This is a genomic window from Microbulbifer sp. ALW1, assembly GCF_009903625.1.
Classification (GTDB): domain Bacteria; phylum Pseudomonadota; class Gammaproteobacteria; order Pseudomonadales; family Cellvibrionaceae; genus Microbulbifer.
Genome location: NZ_CP047569.1, coordinates 4,654,811 through 4,675,000 on the forward strand (window position 1 = coordinate 4,654,811; position 20,190 = coordinate 4,675,000).

The 20,190-nt window shown below is 56.9% G+C and carries 15 protein-coding genes, 1 tRNA gene and 2 rRNA genes; 10 read left to right on the forward strand and 8 right to left on the reverse strand.

Going from position 1 to position 20,190, the window contains the following annotated elements; translation table 11 throughout:
• Positions 1–9 precede the first annotated feature (9 nt).
• The 4 genes from GRX76_RS19005 to GRX76_RS19020 all read left to right on the forward strand — a co-directional run bounded on the left by GRX76_RS19005 (position 10) and on the right by GRX76_RS19020 (position 4,032).
• The gene (locus GRX76_RS19005; RefSeq protein WP_160154725.1) at positions 10–390 is read left to right on the forward strand and encodes a hypothetical protein; all 381 of its coding nucleotides are present in this window, start codon (positions 10–12) and stop codon (positions 388–390) included.
• Between the two features lie 180 nt (positions 391–570).
• Entirely contained in the window at positions 571–1,095 is a 525-nt protein-coding gene (locus tag GRX76_RS19010; RefSeq protein ID WP_160154726.1) for a DUF411 domain-containing protein, read from the forward strand.
• 7 nt (positions 1,096–1,102) lie between these two features.
• A complete protein-coding gene (locus GRX76_RS19015) occupies positions 1,103–3,181 on the forward strand; it encodes a copper resistance system multicopper oxidase (protein WP_160154727.1) in 2,079 nt (692 codons plus the stop codon).
• 11 nt (positions 3,182–3,192) lie between these two features.
• Positions 3,193–4,032 carry a copper resistance protein B gene (locus tag GRX76_RS19020; RefSeq protein WP_236250476.1) on the forward strand — a complete coding sequence of 280 codons (840 nt, stop codon included), beginning with the start codon at positions 3,193–3,195 and terminating at the stop codon, positions 4,030–4,032.
• A gap of 43 nt (positions 4,033–4,075) precedes the next feature.
• Here the strand turns inward: GRX76_RS19020 and GRX76_RS19025 are convergent, their stop codons facing one another.
• The 3 genes from GRX76_RS19025 to GRX76_RS19035 form a co-directional block, all read right to left on the reverse strand.
• Positions 4,076–5,113, reverse strand: coding sequence for an alpha/beta fold hydrolase (locus tag GRX76_RS19025; RefSeq protein WP_160154728.1), 1,038 nt, complete (start codon positions 5,111–5,113; stop codon positions 4,076–4,078).
• Positions 5,110–6,066 (reverse strand): alpha/beta fold hydrolase, encoded by a 957-nt coding sequence (locus GRX76_RS19030; RefSeq protein ID WP_160154729.1) that lies wholly within the window; start codon positions 6,064–6,066, stop codon positions 5,110–5,112. Before GRX76_RS19030 ends, GRX76_RS19025 begins: the two co-directional genes overlap by 4 nt.
• Before the next feature lie 208 nt (positions 6,067–6,274).
• The gene (locus tag GRX76_RS19035; protein ID WP_201276866.1) at positions 6,275–7,333 is read right to left on the reverse strand and encodes an MBL fold metallo-hydrolase; all 1,059 of its coding nucleotides are present in this window, start codon (positions 7,331–7,333) and stop codon (positions 6,275–6,277) included.
• Between the two features lie 155 nt (positions 7,334–7,488).
• On the opposite strand from GRX76_RS19035, the gene GRX76_RS19040 reads away from it, so the two are divergent.
• Positions 7,489–8,100, forward strand: a complete 612-nt coding sequence (locus GRX76_RS19040; RefSeq protein ID WP_160154734.1) for a TetR/AcrR family transcriptional regulator — start codon at positions 7,489–7,491, stop codon at positions 8,098–8,100.
• Between the two features lie 25 nt (positions 8,101–8,125).
• Here GRX76_RS19040 and GRX76_RS19045 read toward each other — a convergent pair whose 3' ends face one another.
• Both GRX76_RS19045 and GRX76_RS19050 read right to left on the reverse strand, forming a co-directional pair.
• Complete coding sequence (locus GRX76_RS19045; protein ID WP_160154731.1) at positions 8,126–8,494, reverse strand: cupredoxin domain-containing protein; 369 nt, start codon at positions 8,492–8,494, stop codon at positions 8,126–8,128.
• Positions 8,494–10,761 (reverse strand): heavy metal translocating P-type ATPase, encoded by a 2,268-nt coding sequence (locus GRX76_RS19050; RefSeq protein ID WP_160154732.1) that lies wholly within the window; start codon positions 10,759–10,761, stop codon positions 8,494–8,496. The genes GRX76_RS19045 and GRX76_RS19050 overlap by 1 nt, the downstream gene beginning before the upstream one ends.
• A gap of 236 nt (positions 10,762–10,997) precedes the next feature.
• Here GRX76_RS19050 and GRX76_RS19055 point away from each other — a divergent pair, with 236 nt between their 5' ends.
• The 5 genes from GRX76_RS19055 (at position 10,998) to GRX76_RS19075 (ending at position 15,696) form a co-directional block, all read left to right on the forward strand.
• The gene (locus GRX76_RS19055; protein ID WP_160151426.1) at positions 10,998–12,233 is read left to right on the forward strand and encodes an MFS transporter; all 1,236 of its coding nucleotides are present in this window, start codon (positions 10,998–11,000) and stop codon (positions 12,231–12,233) included.
• Positions 12,230–12,895: a metalloregulator ArsR/SmtB family transcription factor gene (locus GRX76_RS19060; RefSeq protein ID WP_201276867.1), complete on the forward strand. Its 666-nt coding sequence runs from the start codon at positions 12,230–12,232 to the stop codon at positions 12,893–12,895. The genes GRX76_RS19055 and GRX76_RS19060 overlap by 4 nt, the downstream gene beginning before the upstream one ends.
• 103 nt (positions 12,896–12,998) lie before the next feature.
• The gene (locus GRX76_RS19065) at positions 12,999–14,315 is read left to right on the forward strand and encodes a DnaT-like ssDNA-binding domain-containing protein (RefSeq protein WP_160151427.1); all 1,317 of its coding nucleotides are present in this window, start codon (positions 12,999–13,001) and stop codon (positions 14,313–14,315) included.
• Positions 14,227–14,880, forward strand: a complete 654-nt coding sequence (locus GRX76_RS19070; RefSeq protein ID WP_236250477.1) for a replication protein P — start codon at positions 14,227–14,229, stop codon at positions 14,878–14,880. The genes GRX76_RS19065 and GRX76_RS19070 overlap by 89 nt, the downstream gene beginning before the upstream one ends.
• Positions 14,881–14,979: 99 nt before the next feature.
• Complete coding sequence (locus GRX76_RS19075) at positions 14,980–15,696, forward strand: outer membrane beta-barrel protein (protein ID WP_160151428.1); 717 nt, start codon at positions 14,980–14,982, stop codon at positions 15,694–15,696.
• 791 nt (positions 15,697–16,487) lie between these two features.
• On the opposite strand, the gene rrf is transcribed toward GRX76_RS19075, so the two are convergent.
• The 3 genes from rrf to GRX76_RS19090 all read right to left on the reverse strand — a co-directional run bounded on the left by rrf (position 16,488) and on the right by GRX76_RS19090 (position 20,109).
• A 5S ribosomal RNA gene (gene rrf / locus GRX76_RS19080) occupies positions 16,488–16,603 on the reverse strand.
• A gap of 220 nt (positions 16,604–16,823) precedes the next feature.
• Positions 16,824–19,704, reverse strand: a 23S ribosomal RNA gene (locus GRX76_RS19085).
• A 329-nt stretch (positions 19,705–20,033) separates the two neighbouring features.
• A tRNA-Ala gene (locus GRX76_RS19090) sits at positions 20,034–20,109 on the reverse strand.
• Between the last annotated feature and the right edge of the window lie 81 nt (positions 20,110–20,190).

Consider the following 20,190-nt stretch of genomic DNA (forward strand, 5'->3'; position numbering starts at 1 on the left):
GCAACGCTTATGTTGCTGTCTGTCTTCGGACAGGCGGCCGCACAGCCGTGCGCGGAAATGTCAGCCGCTACGATGGACATGAGTAGCGAAGCGGCTCACCACGCGCCAGTGGATAACCCGCAGCCATCCGCGCATTGTGGAGACATGCCCGCAGCGCCGTCGGCCACCAGCGCTGATCACTGTGCACAGTCCTCCGCTACCGGTATGAACGCCTCTGGCGAGCCTTGCAATGCGAGCTGCAGTTGTTGCCCCAGCCACTGCGCAACGGTGTTGCCGCCGGTGGAGACCGGGGGTATCCCCATGCCTCGCACTGCCCTGCAAGTGACCTACCGGGATCTCGCCTCGTCTGCCGAGCCCGAATCCCTGATCAAACCACCCAGGTCTGCCTGACCCGGGGATCCCCGCGCGCCCACTGGCGTGCTTTTCCCTCACACAAATTGCCGCGACACCAGCGCTGTCCGCTTCGTCGCCGCATACGTTTTCCTGTCGCCCGCGATTCCACTTTCTAAATCGGGCCACAGCACCTTTACAAAAACAGCACCGTTTCCAACACAAGGTTGAAACCAATTTATGAAACAGAATATTTTTCTGCGCAGCCTCGCCATTTCCGCACTGCTCGCCCTGACCGCCTGTGCCAAAGCCGATCACGATCATGACGTGAGTGAAGACAGCGCCGATGTGACCTCCGCGGCCATTACTTCAACACTGACCACCTATAAAAGCGCCACTTGCGGCTGCTGCAAATTGTGGGTGGAGCACGCCGCGGACAACGGTTTCGAAGTCAACGCGCAGAATGTTTCGGACCTGAATGCCGTCAAGGACAAGTACCAGATTGCCGCGGAATTCCAATCCTGCCACACCAGCGTGTCGCCGAACGGCTATGTTTTCGAAGGGCATATCCCGGCAAAACTGATTCGCCAGTTCCTGCAAAATCCACCTGCGGGTGCCCGTGGCCTTGCCGTACCCGCCATGCCGCTGGGCAGCCCCGGTATGGAAGTGGGCGACCGTTTCACCCCCTACAAGGTGCTGCAGCTCAATAAAGATGGCAGCACCACGGTATACGCGAGCATCGATCATTTTGAACAACAACACTGAGGTACTCATGAACAGAACCCGAGAACCCCAGATTGCACTGCCGGCCCTGTCCCGGCGACGCTTTGTCACTGGTGTTGCCGCCGGCGCCGCGTTGCTGGGCATGCCCGCGGGTGCCAACAGTGCTGTCCCCCGAGCCAATCCAACGCCACAGACATTGCGCGGCAACCAGTTTGATCTGCACGTGAATTATCAGCCGGTGAATTTCACCGGCCGCGAACGCACCGCAGTCGCCACCAACGGCTCGGTGCCAGGCCCCATATTGCGCTGGAAAGAAGGTGAAACCGTCACCCTAAATGTCACTAACCATCTGGCCCACGACACCTCCATCCACTGGCACGGCATCATTCTGCCCACGGGTATGGACGGTGTACCCGGGCTCAGCTTCAACGGCATCCGCCCCGGCGAAACCTTTACTTATCAGTTTGAGTTGAACCAGAGCGGCACCTACTGGTACCACAGCCACTCGGACTTCCAGGAGCAACAGGGGCACTACGGTTCCATCGTCATCGACCCGGCAGAGCCCGATCCGGTGGCCTGCGATCGCGATTACGTGGTGATTCTCTCCGACTGGAGCGACGAATCGCCCCACGACATTTACGCCAAGCTCAAAAAAGAGGGGCACTACTACAATCGCCGGCGTCGCACCGCCGGCGATCTGTGGGATGAAATCCGTCAGAAAGGCGTCGCCCAGACCTGGCAGGACCGCAAGATGTGGAACGAGATGCGCATGTCCGATCGCGATATCTCCGACGTCACCGGTTACACCTACACCTATCTGATGAACGGCCAGACCCCGGATGGCAACTGGATGGCGCAGTTCAAACGGGGAGAGAAGGTGCGCCTGCGCTTTATCAATGGCTCCGCCATGTCGATTTTCGATATCCGGATTCCGGGACTGAAGATGACGGTGGTGGCGAGCGACGGCCAGAACATCGAGCCGGTTACCGTGGATGAGTTCCGCATCGGCGTAGCGGAAACTTACGACGTCGTGGTTGAGCCGGTGGACGACCGCGCCTATACCCTCTTCGCCCAGACCATCGACCGCAGCGGTTTTGCCCGCGGCACCCTGACACCGCACCCGGAGCTGCGCGCCGAAGTCCCTGCGATGGATTACGCCCCGGTCCTCACTCACCGCGATATGGGCATGGATCATTCCGGCCACAATATGGGCGGTATGAGCGGCATGGACCACAGCGACCACGACATGGGCAACATGGGTGGCATGGACCACAGCGACCACGACATGGGCAACATGGGTGGCATGGACCACAGCGGCCACGACATGGGCAGCATGGGTGGCATGGATCACAGCGGCCACGACATGGGCAGCATGGGTGGCATGGACCACAGCGGCCACGACATGGGTAGCATGGGTGGCATGGACCACAGCGGCCACGATATGAGCAGCATGAGCGGCATGGATCACTCCCAGCACGCCGGCATGCAATCCGGTAACGCCGGGCAGTACAGCCTGCACGGTGGACGCCCCGAACTCGGCGGCATGCAGGGCGTCTGGTTTACCGATGGCCTGGTCCGCGCCGGACACGGTAGCAACAGCCCCATCGTGCACCTGCCCAGCGAATACCGCTACGGCGTGGATATGCGCTCAGAGATGCCCGGCAACGGACTGAATGATCCCGGTATCGGCCTGCGCGATCACGACACCCGTTACGGTCGCCGGGTACTTACCTATGCGGATATCCGCAACCTTACCCCCACTATCGACAGGCGCGAGCCCACCCGTGAACTGCAACTGCATCTCACCGGCAATATGCACCGCTACATGTGGTCGATGGACGGAATCAAGTTCAACGATGCCGAGCCCCTGATGCTGAAATACGGCGAGCGTATCCGCATCACCCTGGTGAACGACACCATGATGACGCACCCCATTCACCTGCACGGCATGTGGAGTGAACTGGAAACCGGCGACAGCGAGTACATCCCGCGCAAGCACACGATCATTGTGCAACCGGGCTCCAAGATCAGCTATCTGGTGACCGCCGATGCCTACGGCCGCTGGGCTTACCACTGCCACCTGCTGTACCACATGCCCGGCATGTTCCGCGAAGTAAGAGTGGTGTGAGGACGATGCAAATGAACAGAAAAACCCTACTGGCATTAACCCTGGCGGCGCCGCTGGCGCACGCCGCGGAAGAATCGCACACGCAGCACACCCACTCGATGCAGGACGATGAACACGCGGCCCATCAGCACATGGGGCACGGCTATCCGGCACCGCAAGAGGCCAGCGCACCTGCTGCACCGAACCTCCGCCACGCCCCCAACGAACCCGATCATGTGATGGACCATGAAGTGCTGCTGACCAAGGTCACCATCGACCAGCTGGAGGCGCGCGAGAACGATGGCGGCGCACTGGAAGGCAGCGTGTGGTTCGGCGGTGACAAACACAAGGCGTGGTTCAAAACGGAAGTAGAGCGGGCAGAAGGCGAAACGGAAAAGGCCGAATTGCAGGCACTGTACAGCCGCGCCATTGCCCCCTACTGGGATCTGCAGATGGGCGTGCGCCACGACTTCGAACTGGAAAGCGACAGCCGCAACTGGGGTGTCCTTGCCCTGAACGGGCTCGCGCCCTACTTCTTCGAAGTGGACACCTCGCTGTTTGTCGGCGAAGACGGGGACACCGCCCTGCGGCTGGAGGCGGAATACGAGCTGCTGTTCACCCAGCAGTGGATTCTGAGCCCGGAAATTGAAGTGAATTTCTTCGGCCAGAACACGCCTGAAACCCACACCGGTTCCGGTCTTTCCGACGTCGAAGCCGGCCTGCGCTTGCGCTACGAATTCACTCCGCAGTTTGCACCTTATATTGGTGTCAATTACGAGAAGAAATTCGGCAACACCGCGGACTTCGCCCGTGACGACGGCGAGGCCACCAGTGAAACGACCTGGGTAATCGGGCTGCACGCCTGGTTCTGAACCACCGCACGAGCCCGCCGCAAGGCGGGCTCACGTGCCGGCATTAACGCCGGGATAAGCGGGCAAAACCCGCGGTAGCCAATGCAGGCGTATCGGAGGCCAAAAAGTCCCGGGCTCGCGCTACCTCTTTTATCTCCGCATCCAGAAAGGCCAGACTGACCGCATTGGCCATCCTCAGCGCATCGGTCTGCGGCTCCGCGTCCAGCTCCAGGCGACAAATCAAATTGCCAAAGTAATGGTCGGCACCCTCGGTCACCAGCAGGCTATTCAGTCCCTCCACACCGCGCTCGTAACTCATCGCATGCAAGCGCCAGTCGCGGAAAAAACGCGGCTCGACGTCCCAGGTGCCGGTAGTCACCAGCTGGGGAACCGTCATGTTCTGCCAGCTCTGTTCGTCCACCATCTCGAACATCGGCCCGGGCGGGCTGAAGGCCACAACCGCCTGAAAGCGCCCGTCCCGCTCCTGCAAACGCCGGTCACCCCCAGGTACAGCGGCGTCAGCGCCGCCCAGCATTTGCGCGGTAAATGCGCCGAAACTGTGGCCAGCGGCGACAACTCGATTGCGGTCAATGCGTCGATCCAGTTCCGCGGCCTGGTCTGCGATGGCATTCAGGTTATCGAGGATATTGATCAGGTCGCGGGGGCGTTGCTGCATTACGCCATCCTTGCCGAATCGTGTCATCGCCAGAATGCTGTTCAACAAGCCCCCCGCGTCCCGGTGATCCGGTGCCAACACCACATAACCGTGGCTCACCCAGTGACGCAGGATGCGATCGTAGGCCCGTCGATTGGAAAAATTGCCGTGGGAAAACAGGACCAGCGGATAGACACCCTCCGTATCGGGGTAAAACGCCGTCAACGTCAGCGGCCCATCACGGGTCGTGAGGTGGATTGCGGGTATGACTTTGATGGGATTGGGACCGGGATCGAGCCCATAAATTGCCGACAGTTGCGTGTCTGCCGGCAACGGCTTCGCCTCCGCCAACACTACTGGAGCGGGTTTGAATACCAGGGAGTAAAGGCCCCATCCGCCGGCGAGCAGGGCAACGACAACCAGTACGAGCCGCTTGAGGAATTTCATTCGCCGGCCTCCTCATTAACAAATGCGAGTAAATCCTCCATTGCGCTATCCACACCCTCGACCGGCAACAGGTGCCCGGCACCCGGGTAGACTCGCAGCGCCACCGGGCTGCCGCCGTGCGCAATCAGCGCCCTGAAACGCTCGGCCTGGGCTACCGGTAACTGGGGATTTTTTTCTCCCCACATGACCAGTGTCGGCACCTGGATCCGGGGCAATACGGTGAGGGTTTCAGGAGACTTAAAGTCCTGCATGCGCCCGATAATTCCGCGTCGAATATCGCGGTTACGGAAGTTGTGGATAAATTCGGATTTGAATGTGTCACTGGCCCGGTTATCCGCTGTCAGCCAATCCACAAATTGGTTCAGGGACCAGTCCGGCAAGTATCGCAGTACCCAGTAGGCGCCGTCCGGCAGTCCACCACTGTCCGCTTTATCGTGCCCTTCCAGCCCCCCGGAATTAACCAGCACCAGTTTCTCAACGCGCTCGGGATGCTCGGCAGCAAAATTGAACAGGGTTGCGCCCCCCATGGAGGCACCGACGAGAATGGCGCGGTCAATGCCTTGCCGATCCATGAAGTCCCGCAATGTATTCATGGTGCTCTGCAAGGAATAGTCACCACTTTCCGCCAGTGACGACAGGCCGTGGCCGGGCACATCGAAGCGGTAAACCGGGCGGCTGCGGGCCAGCTCTGGGGCCCATGCATCCCACATGCCCATATGAAAAAACATGGCGTGCAGCAGTATCACGGGGGTTGTGTCGTCGTGGTTCAGACCATCGGCGCGGTAGGCAATCTCGGCGTGCCCTGTTTTCAAGAAAGAGACGTCTCGAGTAGCCTCGCTATTGCGCAGTGGCTGGTCCCGGTAGGCAAAACCGCCGTAAATAATAAACAACAGTAACAATACCAGCAGCGTCCCCAGAAAACGCAGCGACCACCTCCAGATCAATGCCAACATAACTATCCTGCCCAGTGATTTTTAGCCCACGCCAACCGATAAAGATGTCGCGTTTCGGCAGCGGGTCACAGGGCCGGATAATCCTAAAAATGGCATTTATCAATTTTCAGCCGAAAAACCGGCAACCGCGGGTAGCTCCCGCGCAAGCAAACGATCAATACCCAACCGGGCTCCAGCATCCGTTACCTGGCCACCGCCGGTGTCGGGTTTAACGAAGTGCGCCCTCTTCTGCAGACTGCGCAGCGGCTTCAACGAGGGCCGCCTCCTCCATATCCTGCCACCAGTATTCGGCAAGTTGCGGGTGTTTAATGGCCACCGCGGCACCGATAACCGGAGTGATCAATCGTACATTGCGCTCCCACGCTGCCGCCGCGGCTCGCTCCAGGGGCTCAAACCAGTCGTGCAACGCCAGGTCAAACGTGCTGTTGTGAATCGGCACCATGGCGCGCCCCTGCAGGTCGATATGCGCCTGCACACTCTGCTCGGGCAACATATGAATTTTGCTCCAGAGTGCGTTGTAGGCACCGGTTTCAATCAGGGTCAGATCAAAGGGCCCCAGGCGCTTGCCGATTTCACGAAAGCCATCGAAATATCCCGAGTCGCCACTGAAGAAAATCTTCCCTTCGCGCCCCTCGATGGCCCAGCCCGCCCACAGGGTTTCGTCTCGATCCCCCAGCCCCCGGCCGGAAAAATGCTGGGCTGGGGTGGCGGTAAATTTCAGGGAGCCGACGGCGTGCGACTGCCACCAGTCGAGCTCTACGATTTTGTCATCGGCAATACCCCAGCGACGCAGGTGTTCCCCCACTTTCAGAGGTACCAGAAACCGCTCCACTTTTTCATCCAGCGCCAGGATGCTGCCCTTGTCCAGGTGGTCGTAGTGATCGTGACTGATGACCACCGCCGCGATGCGCGGCAGTGACGTCAACTCGAACGGCAATGGATGGAAACGCTTCGGTCCCATCCACTGAACCGGCGAGGCGCGCTCGCTGAATACGGGATCGGTCAGCACCGTCTCTCCATCGAGCCGGATCAGCACGCTGGAATGTCCCAATCGATACACCTTCGCTGCACTCACAGGTTCCGCCAGCTCTGCGGCCGGGATCTCACGCATGGGTATTGGCGCACTCGGTTTCGGCGCCGCCCGCTCGGCGCGAAAATACATTTTGGCGATCTCCCACATATTGCTCGCGCCGGCACTTCCTTCCATGCCGCTGTTGTAGAACTTCGGCTGTTCCACGGAACAGCCATTTAAAAGACCGATAGCCATCAGTAAAACCCCTGCAATTGCCAACCCGCGTATTTTCATAACCAAGCCAAAAGTAAACTATACAGTGTAGTGTAATAGTGAATCTCCAAAAGTAAACTACCTAGTGTAAAATTCCCAGGTTCCCGTTGAGTGTAAGGTAGAGACCCGTGAGTCAGATGTCTGAAAAGAAGCCAACAAGAAGTGAGCTGAAGCGCCAGGCCATTTTACTGGCCGCCAAGTCAGCGTTTCAGGAGCGGGGCGTACACAACACCAGCATGGACGAACTGGCCGCCCTGGCGGAGGTCTCCAAGCGCACCGTGTACAACCATTTCGCCAGCAAGGAAGCGCTGATCATGGCATTGATGAGCGAACTCTGGCAGCAGGCGACACAGTGTGCCGGTGGCACCTATGAAGCGGGCACCGATCTGCAGTCGCAGCTCAGTAACCTGATCGAGTCGGAAATCGAGGTCATCTGCAGCCGCGAATATATCGAGCTGAACCGGGTGGCTTTCGACCATTTTTTTCATCAGCCGGAAGCATTGCGCGAGCAGATGGAAAAGTTCTCAGCTTACGAAACCGCCATCACTCGCTGGCTTAAGGCGGCCTTGGCCGACGGGCGACTGCAACAGCTGGATATCGAAATCGGCAGCAAACAGATTCACAACCTGATCAAGGGCAGCTGTTTCTGGCCACAGTTAATGCAGGTCAATCCCCTGCTCAACCAACAGGAACGCCATGCGCTTGCGGAGCGCACGGCGGCCCTGTTCCTCAGCCACTATCGCGCGTGACTGAAACTGCCCGAGCACAGAATCCTTATCCAACGATCAGGGTGCCGCGATACATCTGCATTTGGCAGTGGAAGGGATACTCACCGGCATCCGCCGCGGGAATGGTGACTTCGGTAATCTGATCCACCCCCAGTTGTGCGCTCACCTCCAGATCGGGAAACAGTACCCACTCGGCACAGGGAGAAGCATCTTCCCGGCGAAAGTGCAGCACGGTTTCCTCGCCTGCAGAAACGCGAATTCGGTCGGGCTCGTAGACACCATCCTTGACCTGTATCTCCAGCTTTTCGTCGACACTGACAGACTGCTGTTTGTTTCCTTTTGCTGCCAGCCAGAACCACCAAACTGTCAGCGCAATGGCCGCCAGCCCCGACAGGTTAATCAATAAAGAGGTCATTATTTTTTACCTCCATTGTCAGCGGAGGAATTGTGGGAAGGATTGAAGAAGCGCAGACGGTTGGCATTGCTCACCACAGTAACCGACGAGAACGCCATAGCGGCACCGGCAATCACCGGGCTCAGTAACATACCGGTAATCGGGTAGAACACACCGGCGGCAATGGGAATGCCGAGGGTGTTGTAAATAAAAGCGCCGAACAGGTTCTGCTTGATGTTGCGCAGCGTTGCGCGGGATAACTCCACGGCATCGGCAACACCGTGCAGAGAGGAGCGCATCAGGGTGACATCCGCAGACTCGATGGCAACATCGGTTCCTGCACCGATCGCAAAGCCCACATCCGCACGCGCCAGTGCCGGCGCATCGTTGATGCCATCTCCGGCCATACCCACCTTGGCACCACCCTTTTGCAAATCGGCAACGATCTTTTCCTTGTCTTCCGGCAACAGATCCGCGTGCACGTGATCAATCCCCAGCTGCCGGGCGACCGCCTCTGCTGTCGCCTTGTTGTCACCGGTCAACATCTCGATGCGCAGGCCAAGCTTCTTCAGTCGCTGGACCGCTGCCTGGGCATCTTTGCGAATAGGATCCGCGACCGCGATAACCCCCGCCACGGCGCCATCGACCGCCGCGTACATGGCGGTGCGACCCTGCTCGGCCAGCGATTCGGCCTGTTTGTGCCAGCGTCCGCTATCGATTCCTTCGCGCTGCATCAATTTGCGGTTGCCAAGGAGAACTTTCTTTCCATCCACATCACCGGATACACCGTGAGCCGTGATGGCTTCAAACCCGGTTACCTCACTGAGCGATAAATTTTTCTCCTTCGCCGCACTGACAATGGCTTCCGCCAGGGGATGCTCAGATCGACTTTCCAGGCTCGCAAGTTGTTGAAGTAAGGTATCGGTATCGCTGTCGCTTTCAATATCGGTCAGTTTGGGCGCGCCCTCGGTCAGTGTTCCGGTTTTATCCACCACCAGGGTATCCAGCCCCGTGGCCTGCTGCAGGGCCTTGCCGTTGCGCACCAGCACGCCATTTTCCGCGCCCTTGCCCACACCGACCATTACCGACATCGGTGTGGCCAACCCGAGCGCGCAGGGGCAGGCGATGATCAATACGGAAGTCAGTACCACCAGCATGTGCGCAACCTTTGGATCCGGGCCAAGGTTGTACCAGACCAGTGCGGCAACCACCGCAATGATCATGACACTGGGTACAAAGATGGCGGAGATGGTATCGGCCAGTCGCGCGATGGGCACGCGCGAGCTCTGGGCGTTTTTCACCATCTGGATGATCTGCGAAAGGCGGGTATCCGCCCCCACTTTTTCCGCTTTAAACAGCAGACTGCCATTTTTATTCAGGGTGCCGGCGGTAAGTGCATCGCCGCTCGCTTTCTTGACCGGCAAGGGTTCACCGGTGAGCATGGATTCATCCACCAGGCTTTCCCCCTCGACAACGCTGCCGTCCACCGGAATCTTCTCTCCCGGACGCACCCGTAATGTGTCTCCCACCTGAACCTGCTCGATGGGAATGTCGACCTCATCCCCATCGCGGACCACCCGCGCGTTGGCATCCTGCAATTGCAGCAGTTTCTCCACAGCCGCGCTTGTGCGGCCGCGAGCGCGTACTTCCAGCGCCTGGCCCAGGTTGATCAGGCCGATGATCATGGCACTGGCTTCGAAATACACATGCCGTGCAGATTCCGGTAAAAGCTGAGGTACCAGCACCACCAGCATGGAAAACAGCCACGCGGTACCGGTGCCCAGGGCAACCAGCGTGTCCATGGTGGCGCTGTGGTGCCGGAATGCTCGCCAGGCCCCGGTAAAGAAATGCCCGCCACAGAAAATCAGCACCGCCAGGGTCAGCAAACCAACACTGCCCCAGGCCATCTGCTGGAAGGTGTTGTGCACACCCATTTCACCGGTCAGCAGTCCCCAGGCCATCAGCGGTATGCCCAGCCCCAGCGCAATACCCGCGCGCCACAGCAGTTGCCGGTAATGGTTCTGCTCATCCTCGCGCTGTTGCTCGCGCAATTCGCGCGCACTTGCCCGCACCTCTTCCGCCCCGTAACCGGCGGATTCCACTGCAGCGATGCAATCCTGAGCCGCCGCGCTGCCCTGGACCACCAGGGTTTTATCCCCCAGATTCACGCGCGCGTCATCCACCCCGGGCACATCGCCCAGGGCAGACTCGATTTTTTTCACACAGCCCGCACAACTCACGCCCTTGAGGCGGAAGGTTTGCGGGGAGGCCGGTGACTTGTCACTCATGTTGTTCTCCATCAACGGGATACGTGACGCGATACTAAAAGGTTCCAGTGAGGGCAAGGCAAATAAACTGTACGCGTGTTTTATCGCTGGTGTGCGGTCACACACAGCATAGTGGATAGGCCCGGTTTACAGCGGGGGATTGGCCGAGGCTATAGCCCCAATAAGAAAGCATTTACTTTTCTTATTGGGAGGTCATGCTACTTTAATAAAAAAACACATTGCTTATCTTAATTCCTATGCCAATTTCCAATGCAAAAACGACACTGCTGGCAGTGATGTTGGTGACCCTGGTTGGCACCGGCGGCATTGCACTTCCTTACCCAGTGCTCGCGCCGCTGTTTCTTGACGGCCCGGCGAATGACCTTACCCACTTTATGAATATGCCGCCCAAGCTGTTGCTGGGCATAGTACTTGCTCTATTTCCCCTTGGTTTACTAATTGGCAGCAGTATCGTTGGCGCCGTGTCCGATCAGCTGGGTCGGCGGCGCACGCTGGTCTTCACCCTGTTACTGGCGGCCGCGGGATACGCGCTGTCGGCGCTCGCGCTGAGCGCCCAGAATTTCCTGCTGTTCGCCGCGGCGCGCTTTTTGACCGGGCTTTGCGAGGGCAATATCGCCATCGCCCGGGCAATGGCGGCAGATCTACATCCGACCATCGACCGCACCCGCGCGCTGTCACTGGCCATGGCCTGTTCCTATGCCGGTTGGTTGCTGGGACCTCTCAGCGGTGGATACCTCGGCGTGCACGGCCCCGAAACCGTGTTCTGGGGCGGTGCTGTGGCGGTGATCGCGTGCGCGGCACTGGCGCAAATACTGATGCCCGCAGATACTCAGCGTAAATCCAAAGGCCTTGCGCTGATGACGCTGGTGCGCTCGCAGAATTCGCTGGCGCTCTGGCGTGAACCCGCAATCCGTGCCATGGCGCTGTTCAACCTGTTGTTCTGTCTCGGCGTCAATGCGTTCTATGAGTTTTATCCCTTTTGGCTGGTGGAAAAATTCGGCTACCAATCCCACCAGATCGCATGGAATACCGTTATCGTCACAGGTGTAATGATTGCAACCAGTGCACTGGCGATTCCTACTCTGAAAACACGTTTCGGCGCGGAGCTTGTGGTTTTCAAAGGCGCCGTAGGCCTGGGGGTCTTGTTGCTGTTACTACCTTGGGCAAATGCCCAGGGCGCATTCGCCCTGTTTGCCCTGATTGGCGTCGGGATATCCACGGTGAATGGTGTGTTTCCGGCCATCATGTCCGAACGTTTCGAACAGTATGGCCAGGGGCGGGTGATGGGACTGCTGACGGCCAACTTCTGCCTTACCAGCACTGCTATTGCGTTGATGGGTAGCGGCCTGGCATTGCTGGGAAGCCAGTGGACGCTGGTGCTCGGCGGCCTGCTGTGCCTCGCGAGCGCGGCCTGGTTTGCAATACTACACCGCGCATCCGATGATTGGCCCGCAAAGGCAGATGCACAATGACCATGTCCCAATCGCGAACCACACAACCAAACGACAGCGGCAATTCCCGCGAGCAAATCCTCTACTTACTGAAGACCCGCGGCGCGCAATCCGCGCGGTTTATCGCCGATAGTCTGGGAATCACCACTGTGGGTGCTCGCCAGCACCTGAACCAGCTCGCAGATGAGGGATTGCTGAGCCGCTGCGACCGCGCGGAAAAGGTAGGGCGACCGGCCAGCTACTGGGAGCTGACGGATAAAGCGCAGCAGCGCTTTCCGGATCGCCACGGCGACCTTGCCGTGAAGCTGATCGACAGTGTGCGGGAAGTCTTCGGTGAACGGGGCCTAGATACGCTGATTGGCCAGCGTGAAAAGGAGTCACTGACAGAGTACCTGCGCGCGCTGGCAAACTGTCAGACCCTGGGAGCAAAGGTCAAAAAACTCGCGGAATTGCGGGACAGGGAAGGCTATATGGCTCAGGCAATACGGGAAAAGCGCGGTATATGGTTGCTGGTGGAAAACCACTGCCCGATTTGTGCCGCAGCACGCCAGTGCCGCGGTTTCTGCCGATCGGAGCTGGAGATATTCCGCCGATGTCTGCCGGAAGCTCATGTAGAGCGCTGCGAGTACCTGCTGGACGGCGCGCGCCGCTGCGCCTACAGAGTTTCCGTACGGCCGCAATAGCTTCAGCCTGAGTGGCTGCGAGACTCAAGAGTCTTTACCTGAACCACAGGTCAGCGGCCAAATCCACTCCCGATGCCCGTGCCCCGGGTGGTATCATCGCCGCATGAAACACCCCCTACTTCCGGAACGCCCCCTCGTCATATCCCCTACTCTGGCCGCAACTCTGGGCCTGGAGGAGTCGGTATTGCTCAGTGCGCTGGGTGACCTGATACCGTTTTTACCGGTGGAGTCACATCCAGGAAGGGACTGGTATACCGCCGATAGCGACCAGCTGCAGCAACTGCTGCCTTTCTGGGAGCCGGCTGATATTCAGCGGGTGTCCACCAGCCTGCGCAACCAGGGCGCGCTTCTGTTAGGTGCAGCACCTTACGGCAGCAGTGCCATGCTCAAGTTTGCACTGCCAACCGTGCAGTCACATGGTCGTGCTCCCGCCCCACAAGCGCCGACACCGACGCCGCGGGCAGCAAACACCATCTCCCCCAGCTGGCAGCCCGATGCTGAGACCATGGCGCGTATTGCCCAGCTGGGTGTACCGGAACACTTTGTGCGCGAGCAACTACCCGAGTTCGTCACTTACTGGCGCGACCGCGGTGAGAGCCGACATTCATTCGGTTCCCTGTTTCTCAAGCTGGTTAAAAGCAAGTGGGAGTCTTTCCGCGCAACTCAGGGACGCAAGCTACCGCTTCCTTCCCAGTGGCGACCCGGTGAAGGCACTCTCGGCAAGCTCGCTGACGAGGGAGTTCCGAGTACTTTCGTCCGCCGCTGTATGCAGCGTTTTGTGGAGTACCACCGCAGTAGTGGCAAGCAGTCCGTTTCCTGGGACCTGGAGTTCAATGACTGGGTAATGGAAGACTGGGAGAAGCAGGAAACCCCCTTCATTGAGAAGCGCAAACCTGAGCCTATAACCCGGGACTGGCAACCCAGCGAGCACACCTGGGAGCAATTGCGCCGGCTGGCCATCAACCCCAATTTTGCCGCAGAATTACTCCCCGAGTTTATCTATAAATGGCTTGAGCGCGGTGGCCACAGTGCCCGCTGGGGTGAGCTGTTTATCGAATACGCGCGGGAAGAATGGGCCTATTACTGCCAAGGGATCGAGAAAAACCCGGTGGCCAAGCCCATGTCCCGCAACTGGCAGCCCTCGAGTGACTGCCTCGGGCACCTGCTAAATCAATGTGAAATCGACCGCGAATTTGCCCTCGGCCTGGTACCCGAGTTCCGTCTTTACTGGCAGGAACAGGGAGGTGCACGCAAGAGCTGGGACGCTGTTTTCGTTCGCCACGCGCGCTACCAATGGGCGGAGCGCAACAAGTTCGCAATAGGACAACATCATGGCAAGCCACAAGATTCCGGGCACCCAGTTAACCAGCGCACAAGAGACACATCAGTCTGGGACATCGTCACAGACACAAACTGGTAATCCACAACTGGAAGCGCGCAAGCGGGCTCTCAATGAGGTGTTCGGACTGCTGAAACTGAGTTATCACAACCAGTTCAACTCTGCATTTCAGGACGTACAAACACTGAATCACGCGAAGCGACTTTGGCTTGAGTCTCTCTCTGGCTTTACCCCGGAGCAGATACTGGCAGGTGCCAAGCGCGCTATCAAACAGTGTGAGTACCTACCTACCGTACATCGTATGCTGCAGCTGTGTGCTGAGGGTGAAGGCGGTTTGCCGGAGGTGCGCGCCGCGTATCGTGAGGCCTGCAACGCCCCCAGTCCCAAAGCCAACCAAAAGTGGAGTCACCCGGCGGTTTACCACGCCGGTCGCGCTGCGGACTGGTTCTTCCTCGCTAACAATCCCGAATCGTCGGCATTTCCGGTATTCGCTGCCCACTATAAAAAGATTTGTGAACGATTGATGGCGGGAGAGCAGTTGCCTGCACCGGAGCAGGTACAGCTGGAGCACAATCAGGGCAAACCGCTCTCCAAATCCGAAAATGCCAAAAAGTTGGCAGAATTGCGTGCACAACTGAAAATATGATTTGATGTTAGGGCCAGATAATAATGCTGGCCCTGTAAGTTTCCGCACAGGAGTTCCGCGGAAGATTCAAGTCACTCCCTTCGCACAGCAGGTATCGCCATGGCCCGGCTCCCTCTTCTGCTTGTGGTACCCCTTCTCACTTTTGCAGCCACCGCTGTAAAAGCGGACTTTTACTCCCACCGCTACGGCGGCCTCAGTATCCAGAACAGCGAGTTTTCTGGCCTTTGCAGTGACGCCAGCCGCTTTGTAAGCGGCTTGAATCGCGACGAGCAAAGCGCAGTGGTCGATGGCTGCGCGGATAATGGAGCAGGACTGAAGCTCTATGGAGGCTGGCAGTGGACACCGTATATGGCCGTAGAGGCGGACTTTAGGCAGACATCGACGTCGGAACTCACGTTTAACGTCAGAAGCCCTGAACTGCCCCAGCTCAATATCAAAGAGCGTATCCAGACCCGCATGGGTAATGCCTACCTGGTTGGGCATTGGCCATTAAACAGATCGGGGCTCAGTGTATTCGGAAAACTGGGTGGAGGCTTTTGGCTGAGCCAGGTTGATGTTCGTCAACGGGGACAGGCAATCGCCATGGTTCGCTTTATCGATGGCAGCGTGGGACCAATGGCGTTCCCTGTAGACGCTAGCTTCTCGGAAAACGGCAGTGGCTTTCACTGGGGATACGGCGCCGGAGTCAGCTACCGCTTCCGAGACCGCTGGACGGTAAGAGCCGAGTGGGAGCTATTTCCAGAAATTGGCAGCAATGACCTACGTGGCGAGTACGAAGTGGAATCTGCCTCCCTGGGCTGGACCATGCACTTTTAGCCAGCACACCTTCGCTCGTTGCCACGCCTGTGGATTTCCCTCAGGCTCAGGCTGGCACCGAGCCTTTTACCCACCAGGTCAAGTTAAATTAGCGTTTGATTTCATATATTTTTTTCCACTTACCCACAGCCCTGATTACTAACAGAATCTTGGGATAGTCTTGTGCATAACTTGCGTATAGGCGCCGCAAGCCCCGCACTGTAAGGGCTCCGGAAGTCCGCACAAAAAAGCATCGCCCCACAGTTCCTTTGGAAAACCAGGTTTTATTACACTGCGACAACAGAGTTACCTTTCCTCTAGTGCATAGTTAGCCACAGTCCTGCGTTTCCTGTGAATTATTCAGCCTGATCCTTGTGTTTGGCACGTTAAATGACTCAGTTATTCACAGAAATCATGGATAGAGTTGTGAATAAGTTTGGGATAGGCGGTTTGAGTGGCGTGGTTGCTGGGTTTCAGTAACCGTTTAAAAATGCGTCGGTAATCTGGTGGTCATTTATTGGTAGTAAATGGCGATAAAAAAGCCCTGAGCGTGTTAGCGGTCAGGGCTTTTTTTGTTTGATCGTGGTGCTGTGCTGGCGGCGGGGTCGATGACCTACAGTGGGTGTCGAGCTGCGCTCGACATCGCTGCGCGACGCCTTCGGCGCCCCAAGCTTTGCACCTGCGGTGCATGGCTCCGGGGTCGCGCACGACTCACATGGCAGCGCTTTGCGCTGCGAGGTAGTGGGAGAAGTTCATCGTATCCTAAATAAAAAAGGGCCACCCGTTTGGGTGGCCCTTTCTTTTATTTAGAAGCCTGACGATGACCTACTCTCACATGGGGAATCCCCACACTACCATCGGCGATGTTGCGTTTCACTTCTGAGTTCGGCAAGGGATCAGGTGGTTCCACAACTCTATTGTCGTCAGGCAAACTGGCTTGGGTTGGCTTGGTCTTATGGGCTCGTTGCCCTGCGCTGCCTGTTATCGCTGTTTGCCTCGGTCATTTTGGTGACCGGCGATAACCCCAAATAAGTCGGTAAAACACTCTGTAGTAATACACCGCAAGTCGATCAATCGAACGTTGCGTCTCTCGGCTCACAATCCGCTGATCGTTAGATCAGTCAATCGTTAGTAACCATCTCTGTTGTATGGTCAAGCCGCACGGGCAATTAGTACTGGTTAGCTCAACGCCTCACAACGCTTCCACACCCAGCCTATCAACGTGGTAGTCTTCCACGGCCCTTTAGGACTCTCAAGGAGTCAGGGAAATCTCATCTTGAAGGAGGCTTCCCGCTTAGATGCTTTCAGCGGTTATCCCGTCCGAACATAGCTACCGGGCAATGCCACTGGCGTGACAACCCGAACACCAGAGGTTCGTTCACTCCGGTCCTCTCGTACTAGGAGCAACTCTTCTCAAATTTCCAACGCCCACGGCAGATAGGGACCGAACTGTCTCACGACGTTCTAAACCCAGCTCGCGTACCACTTTAAATGGCGAACAGCCATACCCTTGGGACCGGCTTCAGCCCCAGGATGTGATGAGCCGACATCGAGGTGCCAAACACCGCCGTCGATGTGAACTCTTGGGCGGTATCAGCCTGTTATCCCCGGAGTACCTTTTATCCGTTGAGCGATGGCCCTTCCATACAGAACCACCGGATCACTATGACCTACTTTCGTACCTGCTCGTCATGTCTGACTCGCAGTCAAGCGCACTTATACCATTATGCTCATTGCATGATTTCCGACCATGCTGAGTGCACCTTCGTACTCCTCCGTTACTCTTTGGGAGGAGACCGCCCCAGTCAAACTACCCACCATACACTGTCCTCGATCCGGATAACGGACCAGAGTTAGAACCTCAAACATACCAGGGTGGTATTTCAAGGATGGCTCCACAATGACTGGCGTCACTGCTTCAAAGCCTCCCACCTATCCTACACAAGTAGGCTCAAAGTTCAGTGCAAAGCTGTAGTAAAGGTTCACGGGGTCTTTCCGTCTAGCCGCGGGTACACTGCATCTTAACAGCGATTTCAATTTCACTGAGTCTCTGGTGGAGACAGCTTGGCCATCGTTACGCCATTCGTGCAGGTCGGAACTTACCCGACAAGGAATTTCGCTACCTTAGGACCGTTATAGTTACGGCCGCCGTTTACCGGGGCTTCGATCAAGAGCTTCGCTTACGCTAACCCCATCAATTAACCTTCCGGCACCGGGCAGGCGTCACACCCTATACGTCCACTTACGTGTTTGCAGAGTGCTATGTTTTTAATAAACAGTCGCAGCCAACTGGTCACTTCGACCGCCAACAGCTTACGGAGCAAGTCCGATCACCGTCAGCGGCGTACCTTCTCCCGAAGTTACGGTACCATTTTGCCTAGTTCCTTCACCAGAGTTCTCTCAAGCGCCTTGGTATTCTCTACCTGACCACCTGTGTCGGTTTAGAGTACGGTTCACAATTGCCTGAAGCTTAGAAGTTTTTCCTGGAAGCAGGGCATCAACCACTTCGTCTTACAAGTAAGACTCGTCATCAGCTCTCAGCCTTAGGGACCCGGATTTGCCTAAGTCCCCAGCCTACTACCTTAAACATGGACAACCAATCGCCATGCTGGCCTAGCCTTCTCCGTCACTCCATCGCAGCAATTGCAAGTACAGGAATATTAACCCGTTTCCCATCGACTACGGCTTTCGCCCTCGCCTTAGGGGCCGACTAACCCTGTCCCGATTAGCGTTGGACAGGAACCCTTGGTCTTCCGGCGGGGAGGTTTTTCACCCCCCTTGTCGTTACTCATGTCAGCATTCGCACTTGTGATACCTCCAGCAGACCTCACAGTCCACCTTCAGCGGCTTACACAACGCTCCTCTACCATGCTCATAAGAGCATCCGCAGCTTCGGTTATCAGTTTGAGCCCCGGTATATCTTCCGCGCGGGCCGACTCGACTAGTGAGCTATTACGCTTTCTTTAAAGGATGGCTGCTTCTAAGCCAACCTCCTAGCTGTCTGGGCCTTCCCACATCGTTTCCCACTTAACTGATATTTGGGACCTTAGCTGGCGGTCTGGGTTGTTTCCCTTTTCACGACGGACGTTAGCACCCGCCGTGTGTCTCCCGCGATTGCACTCCTCGGTATTCGGAGTTTGCATGGGGTTGGTAAGTCGGGATGACCCCCTAGCCCAAACAGTGCTCTACCCCCGAGGGTGAGACGCGAGGCGCTACCTAAATAGCTTTCGAGGAGAACCAGCTATCTCCCGGCTTGATTAGCCTTTCACTCCGATCCACAGGTCATCTCCTAATTTTTCAACATTAGTGAGTTCGGTCCTCCAGTTGATGTTACTCAACCTTCAACCTGCCCATGGATAGATCGCCGGGTTTCGGGTCTATTGCCTGCAACTAAACGCCCTATTAAGACTCGATTTCTCTACGGCTCCCCTATGCGGTTAACCTTGCTACAGACAATAAGTCGCTGACCCATTATACAAAAGGTACGCAGTCACCCCGAAGGGCTCCTACTGCTTGTACGTATACGGTTTCAGGTTCTATTTCACTCCCCTCTCCGGGGTTCTTTTCGCCTTTCCCTCACGGTACTGGTTCACTATCGGTCAGCTGGGAGTATTTAGCCTTGGAGGATGGTCCCCCCATGTTCAGTCAAGATAACACGTGTCCCGACCTACTCGATTTCACTCAATGTGCCTTTTCGTGTACGGGGCTATCACCCTGTATCGCGGAACTTTCCAGATCCTTCCACTAAGACATAAAGAGCTTAAGGGCTAATCCCCTTTCGCTCGCCGCTACTCAGGGAATCTCGGTTGATTTCTTTTCCTCCGGGTACTTAGATGTTTCAGTTCCCCGGGTTCGCCTCGCATAGCTATGTATTCACTATGCGATACCTGTAAACAGGTGGGTTTCCCCATTCGGACATTCCAGGATCAAAGCTTGTGTGCCAGCTCCCCTAGACTTTTCGCAGGCTCCTACGTCCTTCATCGCCTCCAGCTGCCAAGGCATCCACCGTATACGCTTAGTCGCTTGACCATACAACACAAACGACTACTAACGACTGGACGCGCATTGACTAACGCTTACGTCATGTTTCCACAACAATAAGCGAGTACAACTGCACGTTGTATGTATTTGAATGCGACCAAGCATTCAAACACCGGATTGTGTGCTTGAGAGACACACATTTCTATTGATGTTGAGTATCGTTAAATACTCAACCTCGCCTTGCAGTGTATTACTACAAAATGTTTCACCTTGTTAAAGAGCATCTGATGTAAAAATCAGAAAGCTAATCTCTTAAAGAATAAACTCTTCAAGAAACCAGGTTTCTGATCTCTGATGTTTGAATATCGTCAGGAAGATGGTGGAGCTATGCGGGATCGAACCGCAGACCTCTTGGATGCAAACCAAGCGCTCTCCCAGCTGAGCTATAGCCCCATCGTGATAAGCATTCTTTAATAGAATGTAATTTTCGCGAATTGGTATTTTCAAAGCTCGCCGCATAGCCTGCTATGCAAG